Raw genomic sequence first — 11586 nt, 5'->3', positions numbered from 1 at the left:
CCCCCCCCCCCCCGCCCCCCCCCCCCCCCCCCCCCCCCCCCCCCCCCCCCGGGGGGGGGGGCCCCCCCCCCCCCCCCCGCAACTTTCTGAACATTCTCCCAGGCCCAAGGTCAGTAATTCAGGCATCGCAAACCAGATGTCGTTTGATTGAGAGGGCTCGTTCGATGAAAGAGTGGGAAGTCATCTTTGCCGACCAGAAAGGCGCACCGTCTTCGATCGTGCTGCAGGCCGAACATTGCCCCAGCGAGGAAGACGCCGCACGTGCCATACGCACGCAGTTGTTCCCGGTCATGGATGAGCTGGACCTCAACGATTTTCAGGACCGGGCCATTTCCCCCACGGCACGCTGGCTCAAGGAGCACAGCGGCGTCACCATCACCAGTATCCACGAAGCGCCCTGAACCACAGGTTTGCGTGGTGCCTGCAAGGGCACTACGCTGCTGGAAGGTGCCTGCCGTTCTGCGGGCAGGCACCTCTTCAACTCGCGTCTTGCAACAGCTCGAACTGCCAGGCCATTACCGGCAGGTGCGTAGTGCACGGAAAGTCTATCCATCGCGTTACTCAGGAGGACGATTCATGAGCAGCCAAAACGACGACATCAGCAGCAACGTCCTGCGTCAGATGAAGGCAGGCGGTTTCGATTTCACTCAAATCCACCCCATCGAGTTCTATGCCGTGTTCCCGGACGAGGCTGCGGCGCGGCGTGCAGCCACGCAGTTCCGGGGCGAGTCGCTCAATGCCCAGGTCACCGAGCTGGGCGATGGGGGGTGGCACCTGGAGCTGAGCAAGGTCATGTACGCCACCCACGGCGGCATCGGCGATTTCGAGGAAACCTTCGAACAGCTGGTGACACCCTATGGGGGTGAAGTGGAAGGGTGGGGCGTCAAACAGGAGCGGCTTACCGCTTGATCCATGGCGTTCAGGGTCGCCGCGCGGCCCTGGGTTTCACGGCCTGCGCCCAGCCATATGGGCCAGGTAGGCCAACAGTTCATCCAGGTCATTTTCACTGAGCACATCAACGGTAAACCCCGGCATTTTGGCCTGGGGCCAATGCCGCACGCTTTGCGGGTTGCGGATCAGCATGCGCAGGTAGGCTGGCTGGAAGTACTCCGTAGGGCTGTACGGGGTGTTCAGGTCTGGCCCCACTTGCCCATCACCGGCACCGTTGAGGGTATGGCACACCAGGCAGTTTTGTTGAAACAGGGCAAACCCTCGCTGTTCGGGGCTGTGTGCAGGGAGTTGCGGGTCGGGGAGCAGCGCTGGGAATCGCGTTTGCACGGGCGCAAGCTTGCGCAGCGTCGCGATCTGGAATGGCCATTGCTCTGGCCGTATGCCACTTGCCTGTGGGTGGGTCCAGACCAGGTAAAACGGCCCGGCACTGCCCTTGCCCTTGCCCAGTGCCGGCCAAGGGTGGGCTGGGTCTTCCACTGCCAACCACGCCCTGGCGGGGCCCTGTTGCAGCAAGGGTGCGGCCGGCATTTCTGCCGCGAAGCCATCGTTTGCAATGGCCTGCAGATGATCATCAGGGCCAATGCCCTCCAGCAAGGCACTGAGGGGCACTGCACGGTAGTGCATAGGCCGCTTGTACGAGACATCGTGGTCGACCGCAATGGCCTGCGCCTGTGGGTGAGCCAGCAGCGCTTCGCTGCTCCATTGGCGTTCACCGGTGCCTAATTCGAGGTGCAGTTGTGCAGCCCAAACGGGCAGGCCCGCAACCAGTGCAAGCAGCATGAGGCAGTAACGCATGGGAAGCTCCGACCATTGAGGCCGGCAGGTTACCTGTGCGTCGCCCGTTGGCGCCAGCGCTGCGCTCAACCGAACAAACGTGTGAGGTTCGGCAAGATCAGCAGCAAAGTGGTGGCGAAGAGTATGAGCCCGGCCTGGCGAACTTTTGAATGTCTGAACATGGCTGACCGCCTTCTTGTTGTTATTCCTGAATACCCGTTGGCTTCCTTGTCGCGCTTCGGGTCGATCACAGTGGCACCGTGTTGCGGGGTGACTGCTTGCCTCGTGTTACGTGATATACAACCAACAGTAGGGCCTGCGTTATCCATAATCGAGAACCCTTTGTTCTAAGCGGCTGCCTACTGATTATTTCTGGCTATGTAAAGGTCGCTGTGCACCGTGCCACGCTCTGGCTAGACGCCTGCGCGGCGCTGCTGCCGGTGACTAGCGGTTGTGACCGTTCGTCAGTGCAGCCTACTTGCTTGTACGTGCCTTTCGCGTCACGCTCTACACCTGATCCCCACCCATGTCGTTCAGGACTAACCCTATGTCGTTACGCATCTGCATCCTTGAAACCGATGTTCTGCGACCGGAGCTGACCGCCCAGTACCAGGGCTACGGCAGGATGTTCGAGCAGCTCTTTTCGCGTCAGCCCATTGCGGCACAATTTAGCGTGTACAACGTGATGAACGGCGATTACCCCGCCGACGACGAAGTCTTCGACGCCTACCTTGTGACGGGCAGCAAAGCGGATTCGTTCGGTTCCGATCCCTGGATCCAAACCCTCAAGGCTTACCTGCTGAAGCTGTACGCGCGCGGTGAAAAGTTGCTAGGTGTGTGTTTTGGCCATCAACTGCTGGCCTTGACCCTGGGGGGCAAGGCCGAGCGGGCGGAGCAAGGCTGGGGTGTGGGTACCCACCGGTACTTGCTGGCGACCCAGCAGCCATGGATGATCCCGCAGGTGCCAGAACTCACCCTGCTCATCAGCCACCAGGACCAGGTGACCGAACTGCCGGAAGGCGCGACGGTGATCGCATCCAGCGACTTCTGCCCCAATGCGGCTTACCACATCGGCGACCAGGTGCTGTGCTTCCAGGGCCACCCAGAGTTCGTCAACGATTATTCGCGGGCGTTACTCAATGCGCGCCAGGAACACCTGGGCGATGAGGTGTATCAGCGCGCAATCGCCAGCCTGGCCACCGAGCACCAGGGCGACCTGGTGGGTGAGTGGATGTTGCGGTTTATCCAGCAACCTGTCGGTAAACACGACGCCGCGTAAGGCGCAGGGCCGCGCTGCGGCCCTGGCCACCTCAAAGCCAGCCGGAGCGCTTGAAGCTGGCGTACAACCCCACGCAACCCAGGCCGATCACCCCCAGCACGGTGAAGTAGCCGTAGTGCCAGTTCAGCTCGGGCATGTTCTGGAAGTTCATCCCGTAGATGCCGGCGATGGCGGTAGGGAAGGCCAGGATGGCCGCCCAGGCGGCGAATTTGCGTTGCACGATGCTTTGGCGTGACGACTCCAGCAGCATGCCGATCTCGATGGTCTGGCTGGCGATGTCGCGGATACTCGACAAGTCTTCCATCTGCCGCGTCACGTGAATTTGCACGTCCCGAAAGTACGGGCGCATGTTCTTGTCGATGAAGGGGAAACTCAGCCGCTGAAGTTCCTCGCTGATCTCCACCATCGGTGCCACATAGCGGCGCAGGCGCAGGATATCCCGGCGCAGGCTGTGCAGGCGGCGTATGTCGTTTTCCTGCAGCGAGCCGCCCAGCACGCTTTGCTCCAGGGTTTCGATCTCGGCGTGGATGGCTTCGCTCACCGGCTGGTAGTTCTCGGTCACGAAATCCAGCAGCGCGTACAGCACGAAGTCCTCGCCGTGTTCCAGCAGCAGCGGCCTGGCCTCGCAGCGCTGGCGCACCAGGGCATAGGATTTCGAATGGCCGTTGCGGCAGGTGATGATGTAGCCGTTGCCGGCAAAAATATGGGTTTCGATGAATTCCAGCCGTCCCTGGTGGCGTACCGGCGAGTAGGTGACGATGAACAGGGCATCGCCAAAGGTTTCCAGCTTGGGCCGGCTGTGCTTTTCCAGGGCATCCTCGATGGCCAGTTCATGCAGGTTGAACTGGCGTTGCAGGTTGGCCAGTTCTTCGGCGTTGGGTTCCTCCAGGCCAATCCACACGAAATGGCCCGGCTTGCGGGCCCATTCGCTGCCTTCATCGATGCTGATGTTGGTGACCTTTCTGCCGGCGGTGTACACCGCCGATGCCACGACTCGCCCCATGGTTGCCCGCTTATTCCGGTTGAACACGGGCTACAGCTTGGTCCTTCGCCGCTCAGAGAGCAACCAGGCTCAGGGCTGTTCGGCTTCCATGTGGTCGATGCATTGCTGCATCTGCGCACGGCATTGCTCGATGAGTGCGGGGAGGTCCTGCTGGGTCATGCCCGCGGTGGCGATGGGGGGCAGTGAGCGTACGCTGACCGTGCGCGGGTGCCAGCTGTTGAGGTCAAGGCGCCGGGCGTAGCGGCTGACGCACACCGGCACGATCGGCACGCCTGCCGCAATCGCCATGTGGAACGCGCCTTTCTTGAAGGCCAGCAACGTGTCGCCGGGGTTGCGCGTGCCTTCAGGGAATATCCAGATGGACGTGCCGTTCTGCAGTACGCGGGTGGTCTTTTGCAGGGCCTTGCGCGCCTGGTAGGCGTTTTTGCGGTCGACCAGCACGTTGCCACCCAGCCAGAACAGCTGGCCGAACAACGGGATCCAGCCCAGGCTTTTCTTGCCGACGGCAACGGTACGCTGCGGTACCACTTGGCCCAGCACAAAAAGGTCAAAGTTGGATTGGTGGTTGGCGACGATGACGCAGCCAGGCGGCTGGTCCCATAGCGGGCCCACCTCCGCCTTGACCTTGACGCGCATCAGCCAGGTGGCTGGCACGCTGTAAAGGCGTGCGAACACCCGGCTGTTGGCGGGGTTGAACGGGCGGCACAGGCCAATGATCAGGCCGACGGCACCCACGGCCAGAAAATGCAGGCCCAATAGGAACATGCGAACACAGTAGAGCATGGTACGACTCACACCAGACAGTCGCCCGTCAGTGTACGGCTGTGCACTGGCTGGGGCAAACAGAGGCGGTCAGCCCATGTGATGCTGGTCCAGCTCGATAGCCTTCTCCAGCGCATCCAGCAGCCCTTTGCGTACCTTGAGCTTGGTGTTCTTGTGGGCCAGCATGTTCAGCTTCTTGAGTTCGCGTGCAGCGGCCAGGGCTGCGTCGTGCAGTTGTTCGGCGGGCACCACCTTGTCGAGGAAGCCGGCATCCACCGCGCCCTGTGGGTCGAACACTTCGGCGTTGATCACCGAACGGTGGAAGGCTGAGCGGCGCAGGCGGTCCCGGGCCAGTTCGATGCCCGCATGGTGCATGGTCATGCCGATCTGCACTTCGTTCAGGCAGACCTTGTAGGGGCCTTCGACGCCGATGCGGTAGTCGGCCGACAGCAGCAGGAAGGCGCCTTTGGCCACGGCATTGCCCGGGCACGCCACCACGACGGGGAAGGGGTGCGACAACAGGCGGTGGGAGAGGGTGGAACCGGCGGTGACCAGGCTGATGGCTTCTTTGGGGCCGCTGGTCATCACCTTGAGGTCGTACCCACCAGAGAGAATGCCGGGCTGGCCGGTGATGATCACCACGGCGCGTGCCTCGGTGGCACGGTCCAGGGCCTCGTTGAAGGCGGCGATCACCTGCGGTGAGATGGCGTTGACCTTGCCGTTGTTCAGGGTCAGGGTGACGATGCCGTCTTCGGCGTGGTAGGTAATCAGCTCGCTCATGGCGCAGTCCTGTTGTTGGCGTGGCGATGACGTTACCCAGCGCCGAGGGCCAGGTAAAGCAGCAAGGCTGACTGGCCAGTCAGCCCTTACCGGGCTTCTGATGCAAATACATGAAAAATTTGAAAAAAATGCTTGCCAAAGAAAAGACCTTCCACTAAATTAGCGCGCCTCGACAGGCTGAAAGGCTTGAAGGGAAAACGGTGAAGTGTCCGAGTGGTCGAAGGAGCACGCCTGGAAAGTGTGTATACGAGAAATCGTATCAAGGGTTCAAATCCCTTCTTCACCGCCACATTCTACGAAGAGCCCCCGCGCTGAAAAGCCCGGGGGCTTTTTGTTGTTGGCTGTTTTGTGAGGGTTGGAGGGGTGTGGCCCCGGTGAAGCCCACTCCCATCCCTGTAGGAGCCGGTTTACCGGCGAACACCGGCGCAGCCGGTGCCATCCTCACTCATCCAGTGCCCTGGTATCAAAAGCTAACCGTGGCCGCCAGCCGGGCGGTGCGCGGCGCACCCTGGAACAGGTAATTGTCCCCCAGGTAATCCCCCACATCGCGCCAGTAACGCTTGTCGAACAGGTTGTCCACCGTCAGCCGCAGCACCGTGTCGTACCCACCCACCTGTGTGCGGTAGCGGCCGCCGAGGTCGAATACGGCATAACCGCCCACCTTCACGTCGCCGTTTTTGCTCGCGGCTTTACTGGCGCTGTAGCGCCCGCCACCCAGCAGCGCCAGCCCCGGCACCGGCAGGTTGTACTCCCCATACAGGGCCGCCCGGAACCTGGGTACGTTGATCGCCTGGTGGCCTTCATAGGCCTCAGTGCCGCTACCCTGCACCCGCGCGCGAATGGCGGCTGTGCTGGCCTGCACCTGCAGGTTGGACGTAAGCCAGCCAGCGGCCCCCAGTTCCAGCCCGGTATTCTTCTGCTGGCCTTGCTGCACATAGGTGAAGCTGCCGCTGCCATCAGGCCTTGCGTACTGGTAGGCCTGGCGTATCTGGAACAAGGCAGCGCTCAGGCTCAGGCCTTGCCAGTCGTGTTTCACGCCCACCTCCAGCTGGCGCGACAGGGTTGGGGCAAGTATCTCGGCAGCATTGCTGGCAAACCACGGCGCTGTACCGCCAGCAGAAAGCCCTTTGGCATAGCTGGCGTACAGGGTGGTGTCCGGCTGCGGTTTGTAGATAAGCGCCGCATTGGGCAGCAACTGGTACTGCTGGGTGTGGCGCCCGGCAACACCGTCCTGGTCCCAGGTTCGTTCGTCCAGGCGTACTTCGCGGGCGCCCAGCACGGTTTGCCACGCCTCACTGAAATGGATGCGGTCGGTGACGAACAGCCCGTACTGGCGGCTGTCCAGGCGCCGCTCGCTGGCGCCCACCGGGTTGCTCGATGGCGCCAGGGCCGGGGCACCGGTGGCGATATTGCCGGTACCCAGCCACTCGTTGTAGTAGGGCCGCTGGTCCTGGGTACGGCGCTGGGCGCTGGTGCCGAGGGTCAGCTCATGGCCCACGCCCAGCGCATCGAAGTGCCCATCCAGGGTGGCCTGCACTTCATCGATACGGCGCGTGTCATCGGGGCTGCGGAAGTCGTAGATGTCGTAGTCGCCGGTGCCGGAGAAGAACGCACCTTCGCTCGAACCCCAGGCAAAGGCACTGTAGTCGTCGATGATCGCTTTGCTGCGGGACCCGCTGAGCGTAGCGGCCCATGCGTCGCTGAAGCGGTACTCAAAGCGCCCGCCCAGGTTCAGCGAGTCGTTCTGTACCGGTTTGGCCCAGCCCTGGTAGGCCAGGCGGTCATGGGGGTCTATGCCATGGGGCACTTCGCGGCCACCCAGTAGCTGATAGCCCGGCACCGAGCGTTGTTCGCGGTGCTGGTATTCCGCATCGAGCTGCAAGGTGGCAGCGGGGCTGAGCTGCCAGTCGAACGCCAGCGAGGCAAAGTCCCGCTTGCCATCGGCGTGCTCCACATACGAGCCGATGGTCTCGTGCGCCAGGTTGGCACGCAGGCCGAACTGCCGCTCGCTGCCGAACCAGCCGCCAAGGTCGGTGGCCAGGTAGCGCCCACCCTGGTCGGTGCCGGCCAGCGTGACACTGCGCACCGCTTCAGGCCGCTTGGTCACATAATTGATCAGGCCCCCGGGTGCGGAGACACCGCTCTGCAAGCCAGACAACCCCTTCAATAGCTCTACCTGCTGCTTGTTCTCCAGCGCCACATTCTGCTCGCCGACCACGGTCTGGCCGTTGACGCGGTAGCTGCTGGCAGCATTGAGCTCAAAGCCTCGCACATTGAAGTTCTCGTAGTAGCCGACCGGCGCATAGCTTTCGCCCACCGCGGCGTCGCCCTGCAGTACTTCGCTGAGCAGGCGCACCTGGCGGTCTTCCAGCATTTGTTGGCTGAATACGCTGATCGAAGCGGGGGTATCCAGTGTCGGGCCCGGCTGGAAGCCGCCGACCGCGGCCTGGGTCGCTTGGTAGCTGCCTGCGGCATACGTATCGGACACTTGCACCGGCGCCAGCTCCAGGCTGCCCTGGCCAAGGGCGTTGGGGCACTGCAAGGCCAGGCCCAGGCTGAGCAGGCTGAAGGGCAGGCGAGGGTTGCACGCAGGCATGTCGAGGTTCCTGAAGGCCAAGAAAAAGGCGGCATCTTAGCAGCCGCCTTCGGCCCGAAGCGATCAGTGCGCGCCGTTGGGGTCAGGCAATGGCTGGCGTTGCGCGGCGGGCCAGGCCCCACACCAGCAGCGCCAAGGTGCCAATTGCCAACCCTGCCACCACGATGCCCGGCCAGCCATGGTGCTGGAACAGCTGCGTACCCAACAGCGAGCCCAAGGCGCCGCCAATGAAGTAGCAGGTGATATACCCTGCGTTAAGCCGCGTACGGGCCTCGGGCCGCAGGGCGATAACGGCATTCTGGTTGCTGACGTGCACCAGTTGCACCGCCAGGTCCAGCATCAGCACCCCCAGCAGCAACGCCACCAGCGACTGCTGGGCGAACCCCAGTGGTACCCAGGACAGCAACAGCACCACCAGGCCTACGGTGGTGCCCAGCGCCCCTTTGCCATGGTCTGCCAGGCGGCCCGCCCAGTTGGCCGACAACGCGCCCGCGGCCCCCGCCAGCCCGAACAGGCCGATCACCGCGTCGGAGTAATGGTAAGGCTCGCTGGCCAGCAGGAAGGCCAGCGGCGTCCAGAACAGCGCAAACAGGCTGAATGCCAGCAACCCCAGCAGCGAACGCAGGCGCAGTACCGGCTCCTGGGCAAACAGCCGGAATACCGAGCCGATAAGCGCCGGGTACTTCAGCCCGGCATGGCTGTGGTGCTGTGGCAGGTTGCGGTGCAGGGCCAGTGCAGTAATCGCCATTAGTACGGCGGCCAGCACATAGATGCTGCGCCAGCCACCCAGTTCGGCCATGAAGCCGGCTGCGGTGCGTGCCAGCAGGATGCCCAGCAACAGGCCGCTCATCAGCGTCCCGACCGCACGCCCCCTGAGGTTGGGCGCGCTGAGGGACGCGGCCATGGGTACCAGAATTTGCGCCACCACCGAGAACAGCCCAGTAAGCGTGGTACCTAGAATCAGCCAGGGCAGGCTCGGGGCGCACGCACTGATGATCAGCCCAAGGGTGGCGATGGCGGTCATCACGGTAATCAGGCGGCGCTGTTCGAACAGGTCGCCCAAGGGCGCCAACAACAGCAGGCCGGCGCCGTAGCTCAGTTGCGCGGCGATGACGATGCTGCCGGCAGCCGCGGTGCTCAGGCCGAACTGTTCGGCAATGCTGTGCAGCAACGGCTGGGCGTAGTAGTTACTGGCCACGGCCAGGCCGGTGGCGGTGGCCATCAGCAGGATCAGGGCGCGGCTGAGGGTGGGGTTGGTCATGCGGGTCTCTTGGCGGGCAGTGTAAACAAGGGTGGCTATGGGCAGGCGTCGTAGCTCAGGTGGCGGCGACGATCACCAGGGTGTGTGCGGCAAGCGTCACTTCATCGTCAACGCGTTTGCCGATCAGTTGCTGGCCCAGCGGCGAGCGAGGGGTGATCACGGTGGTAGCCTGGGTGCCTTCGGCGATCTTCAAGCCAGCGGCTGCGGGGCCCAGAAACAGCTGCTGCCGGGCTCCCTTTTCATCCTCCAGGGTGATCAGGTTGCTCACCTGAACGCCACGTTGCGGGTCGTAGTCGCGCAGCAGCAGTTGTTGGTAGCCGAGCAGCGCCTGGCGGATCTCGGCGCTGCGGCGCGCCTGGCCGGTAGCCAGGTACGAAGCTTCCAGGCCCAGTGTGTCGTACTTGTTCTCGGCAACGTTTTCTTCGGCTGTTGCCGTTTCGTAGGCGGTTTGCGCGGCGCGGGTCAGCACGTCCAGGTCACGCTCGAGGGTGGCGACGATCTGTGCCAGTAAAAGCGGCTTGTTCATGATCAGTAGCAGAACTCCAGCACGTTGGCCTGGCTTTTGTCGGTGGGCGCCGTGCGGTTCTGTTGCAGCCAGAACTGGCACTTGGGGCTGTCGAGGTTGCGCGGGTCGCCTTGTGCGGCTTCTGCCGCCTGTTTCTGCAACCCCTTTTTATACTGCTCGAACATGCGCGCTTGGGAGTCTTCGGCAGCCGCTGGCGGGGGCGCTGTATGCGGGGCGCTGGTAGTGGCGGCCTCGTCCAATGGCCGTGGCGGCTCTGGCCATATGAATGACGCAGCCCAGATGCTTAGTGCAATGGCGCCAGCGCCAAGCCACAGGCCCACCGCTACGCTGAGTATCAAAGGCAAAGGCCTGAGGGTAATCCTCAATTCGCGGGGGCGGGGCATGGCAGTCTCCTGTGCATCAGAATGGGCGCATTGTCGCATGGGCAGGGTAATAATCCGCGACGGTGCTTTCGTTGGCCTTAGTTTATGCGCAGAATTCGCGCTTTTGGGCATGGGCGAGGGCGGGGCACGTGAAAGCCACCTGGGATATCTTCTGCACGGTCGTCGACAACTATGGCGATATCGGCGTTACCTGGCGCCTGGCTCGCCAGTTGGTTGCCGAGCATGGGGTGGCCGTGCGCCTATGGGTGGACGACCTGCGGGCATTCGTTCCGTTGTGCCCCGGCGCCGACCTGGGCGCAGCCCGGCAAATGCAACAGGGTGTACAGGTGCTTCACTGGCCGGCCGAGTGGGTGCCCGCCGGTACGGCGGATGTGGTGATTGCCGCGTTCGGTTGCCGCCTGCCCGATGCCTATATCGAAGCCTTGTGCAGCCGCCCGGCCCCAGCCTTGTGGCTGAACCTGGAATACCTCAGCGCCGAAGACTGGGTCGAGGGCTGCCATGGCCTGCCGTCACCCAAACCCAATGGGTTGCGCACCGTGTTCTTCTTCCCCGGGTTCACCGAGCGTACGGGCGGGCTGCTGCGTGAGGCCGGTTTGCTGGCCCGCCGCGAGGCGTTCGAGGCCGACCCTGCCCAGCGCGCCGGGCACCTTGCCAGGCTTGGGGTACAGCCCCAGGCCGGCGCCACACTGATTTCGCTGTTCGCCTACGAAAACCCGCAACTGGGCGGCTGGCTGAACGCCCTGGCCAACGCGGCCAACCCCAGCCACATGCTGGTGCCCCAGGGCCGCATCGTGCCTGACCTTTGCGCCTGGCTGAATGAGCCTGAACTGGTGGCAGGCGCCATTCACCAGCGTGGCACGTTGACCGTGCAGGTGTTGCCTTTCGTCAGCCAGGACGATTACGACCGCTTGCTGTGGTGCTGCGATTTCAACGCCGTGCGCGGCGAAGATTCGTTCGTGCGCGCACAGTGGGCCGGGCGGCCCATGCTGTGGCACATCTACGTGCAGGAAGAGAACGCCCACTGGGAAAAACTCGAGGCGTTCCTGGCGATTTACCGCAAAGGCCTGTCGGAGCCTGCCGCGCACGCGCTGCTGACTCTATGGCGGGCCTGGAACATGCATCAGGACATGGACGCCGCCTGGCGCGGGTTCATGGTGCACTGGCCGGAACTGCATGCCCACGCCCGCCAATGGTGTGCAAAACAGGCCGCCCAGCCGGACCTTGCCATGACGCTGGTACAGTTTTACCGAAATTGGCTATGATATGCGGCC

General features: G+C 63.2%; 12 protein-coding genes and 1 tRNA gene. 5 read left to right on the top strand and 8 right to left on the bottom strand.

The genetic code is table 11. The features are described from left to right. Window positions 1-164 precede the first annotated feature (164 nt). Together IAE36_RS20480 and IAE36_RS20475 are read left to right on the top strand one after the other, a co-directional pair. Complete coding sequence (locus tag IAE36_RS20480) at window positions 165-401, top strand: hypothetical protein (protein WP_028634758.1); 237 nt, start codon at window positions 165-167, stop codon at window positions 399-401. 175 nt (window positions 402-576) lie between these two features. Beyond that, complete coding sequence (locus tag IAE36_RS20475; RefSeq protein ID WP_028634759.1) at window positions 577-909, top strand: ribonuclease E inhibitor RraB; 333 nt, start codon at window positions 577-579, stop codon at window positions 907-909. 36 nt (window positions 910-945) lie between these two features. Here the strand turns inward: IAE36_RS20475 and IAE36_RS20470 are convergent, their stop codons facing one another. Then, window positions 946-1746, bottom strand: coding sequence for a cytochrome c (locus IAE36_RS20470; RefSeq protein WP_201214296.1), 801 nt, complete (start codon window positions 1744-1746; stop codon window positions 946-948). A gap of 526 nt (window positions 1747-2272) precedes the next feature. On the opposite strand from IAE36_RS20470, the gene IAE36_RS20465 reads away from it, so the two are divergent. Further along, a complete protein-coding gene (locus tag IAE36_RS20465) occupies window positions 2273-3004 on the top strand; it encodes an amidotransferase (RefSeq protein ID WP_201214294.1) in 732 nt (243 codons plus the stop codon). Between the two features lie 31 nt (window positions 3005-3035). Here IAE36_RS20465 and IAE36_RS20460 read toward each other — a convergent pair whose 3' ends face one another. From IAE36_RS20460 to IAE36_RS20450, 3 genes are all read right to left on the bottom strand, one after another. Further along, on the bottom strand, window positions 3036-4007 hold the full coding sequence (locus IAE36_RS20460) for a magnesium and cobalt transport protein CorA (protein WP_028634762.1): 972 nt from the start codon (window positions 4005-4007) through the stop codon (window positions 3036-3038). Window positions 4008-4076: 69 nt separating this feature from the next. Next, on the bottom strand, window positions 4077-4790 hold the full coding sequence (locus IAE36_RS20455) for a lysophospholipid acyltransferase family protein (protein WP_201214292.1): 714 nt from the start codon (window positions 4788-4790) through the stop codon (window positions 4077-4079). Between the two features lie 69 nt (window positions 4791-4859). Continuing rightward, window positions 4860-5549, bottom strand: coding sequence for a crotonase/enoyl-CoA hydratase family protein (locus IAE36_RS20450; protein WP_028634764.1), 690 nt, complete (start codon window positions 5547-5549; stop codon window positions 4860-4862). Between the two features lie 199 nt (window positions 5550-5748). Between IAE36_RS20450 and IAE36_RS20445 the strand changes: the two genes are divergently transcribed. Continuing rightward, window positions 5749-5838 (top strand) — tRNA-Ser (locus IAE36_RS20445). 174 nt (window positions 5839-6012) lie between these two features. Here IAE36_RS20445 and IAE36_RS20440 read toward each other — a convergent pair. The 4 genes from IAE36_RS20440 to IAE36_RS20425 form a co-directional block, all read right to left on the bottom strand. Then, window positions 6013-8145 (bottom strand): TonB-dependent siderophore receptor, encoded by a 2133-nt coding sequence (locus tag IAE36_RS20440; RefSeq protein ID WP_201214290.1) that lies wholly within the window; start codon window positions 8143-8145, stop codon window positions 6013-6015. An 82-nt stretch (window positions 8146-8227) separates the two neighbouring features. Further along, window positions 8228-9406, bottom strand: a complete 1179-nt coding sequence (locus tag IAE36_RS20435) for an MFS transporter (protein ID WP_201214288.1) — start codon at window positions 9404-9406, stop codon at window positions 8228-8230. Window positions 9407-9461: 55 nt separating this feature from the next. Next, entirely contained in the window at window positions 9462-9932 is a 471-nt protein-coding gene (locus tag IAE36_RS20430; protein WP_201214285.1) for a GreA/GreB family elongation factor, read from the bottom strand. Between the two features lie 2 nt (window positions 9933-9934). Beyond that, window positions 9935-10315, bottom strand: coding sequence for a hypothetical protein (locus IAE36_RS20425; RefSeq protein ID WP_201214283.1), 381 nt, complete (start codon window positions 10313-10315; stop codon window positions 9935-9937). A 128-nt stretch (window positions 10316-10443) separates the two neighbouring features. Here IAE36_RS20425 and earP point away from each other — a divergent pair, with 128 nt between their 5' ends. Beyond that, window positions 10444-11577: an elongation factor P maturation arginine rhamnosyltransferase EarP gene (gene earP, locus IAE36_RS20420; RefSeq protein ID WP_201214280.1), complete on the top strand. Its 1134-nt coding sequence runs from the start codon at window positions 10444-10446 to the stop codon at window positions 11575-11577. Window positions 11578-11586 lie beyond the last annotated feature (9 nt).

Origin of the sequence: Pseudomonas sp. S36 (genome assembly GCF_016647875.1) — a bacterium.
In the GTDB taxonomy this organism is placed as follows: domain Bacteria; phylum Pseudomonadota; class Gammaproteobacteria; order Pseudomonadales; family Pseudomonadaceae; genus Aquipseudomonas; species Aquipseudomonas parafulva.
Note: the sequence above shows the minus strand (reverse complement) of the source record. Positions and strands in the feature narration are given on the sequence as shown.

What these genes read in the sequence shown, in the direction of transcription:
- IAE36_RS20460 (WP_028634762.1), bottom strand. Translation starts at nt 4,007, where the DNA reads ATGGGGCGAGTCGTGGCATCGGCGGTGTACACCGCCGGCAGAAAGGTC.
- IAE36_RS20430 (WP_201214285.1), bottom strand. Translation starts at nt 9,932, where the DNA reads ATGAACAAGCCGCTTTTACTGGCACAGATCGTCGCCACCCTCGAGCGT.
- IAE36_RS20440 (WP_201214290.1), bottom strand. Translation starts at nt 8,145, where the DNA reads ATGCCTGCGTGCAACCCTCGCCTGCCCTTCAGCCTGCTCAGCCTGGGC.
- IAE36_RS20475 (WP_028634759.1), top strand. Translation starts at nt 577, where the DNA reads ATGAGCAGCCAAAACGACGACATCAGCAGCAACGTCCTGCGTCAGATG.
- IAE36_RS20480 (WP_028634758.1), top strand. Translation starts at nt 165, where the DNA reads ATGAAAGAGTGGGAAGTCATCTTTGCCGACCAGAAAGGCGCACCGTCT.
- IAE36_RS20465 (WP_201214294.1), top strand. Translation starts at nt 2,273, where the DNA reads ATGTCGTTACGCATCTGCATCCTTGAAACCGATGTTCTGCGACCGGAG.
- IAE36_RS20455 (WP_201214292.1), bottom strand. Translation starts at nt 4,790, where the DNA reads ATGCTCTACTGTGTTCGCATGTTCCTATTGGGCCTGCATTTTCTGGCC.
- IAE36_RS20425 (WP_201214283.1), bottom strand. Translation starts at nt 10,315, where the DNA reads ATGCCCCGCCCCCGCGAATTGAGGATTACCCTCAGGCCTTTGCCTTTG.
- IAE36_RS20450 (WP_028634764.1), bottom strand. Translation starts at nt 5,549, where the DNA reads ATGAGCGAGCTGATTACCTACCACGCCGAAGACGGCATCGTCACCCTG.
- IAE36_RS20470 (WP_201214296.1), bottom strand. Translation starts at nt 1,746, where the DNA reads ATGCGTTACTGCCTCATGCTGCTTGCACTGGTTGCGGGCCTGCCCGTT.
- IAE36_RS20435 (WP_201214288.1), bottom strand. Translation starts at nt 9,406, where the DNA reads ATGACCAACCCCACCCTCAGCCGCGCCCTGATCCTGCTGATGGCCACC.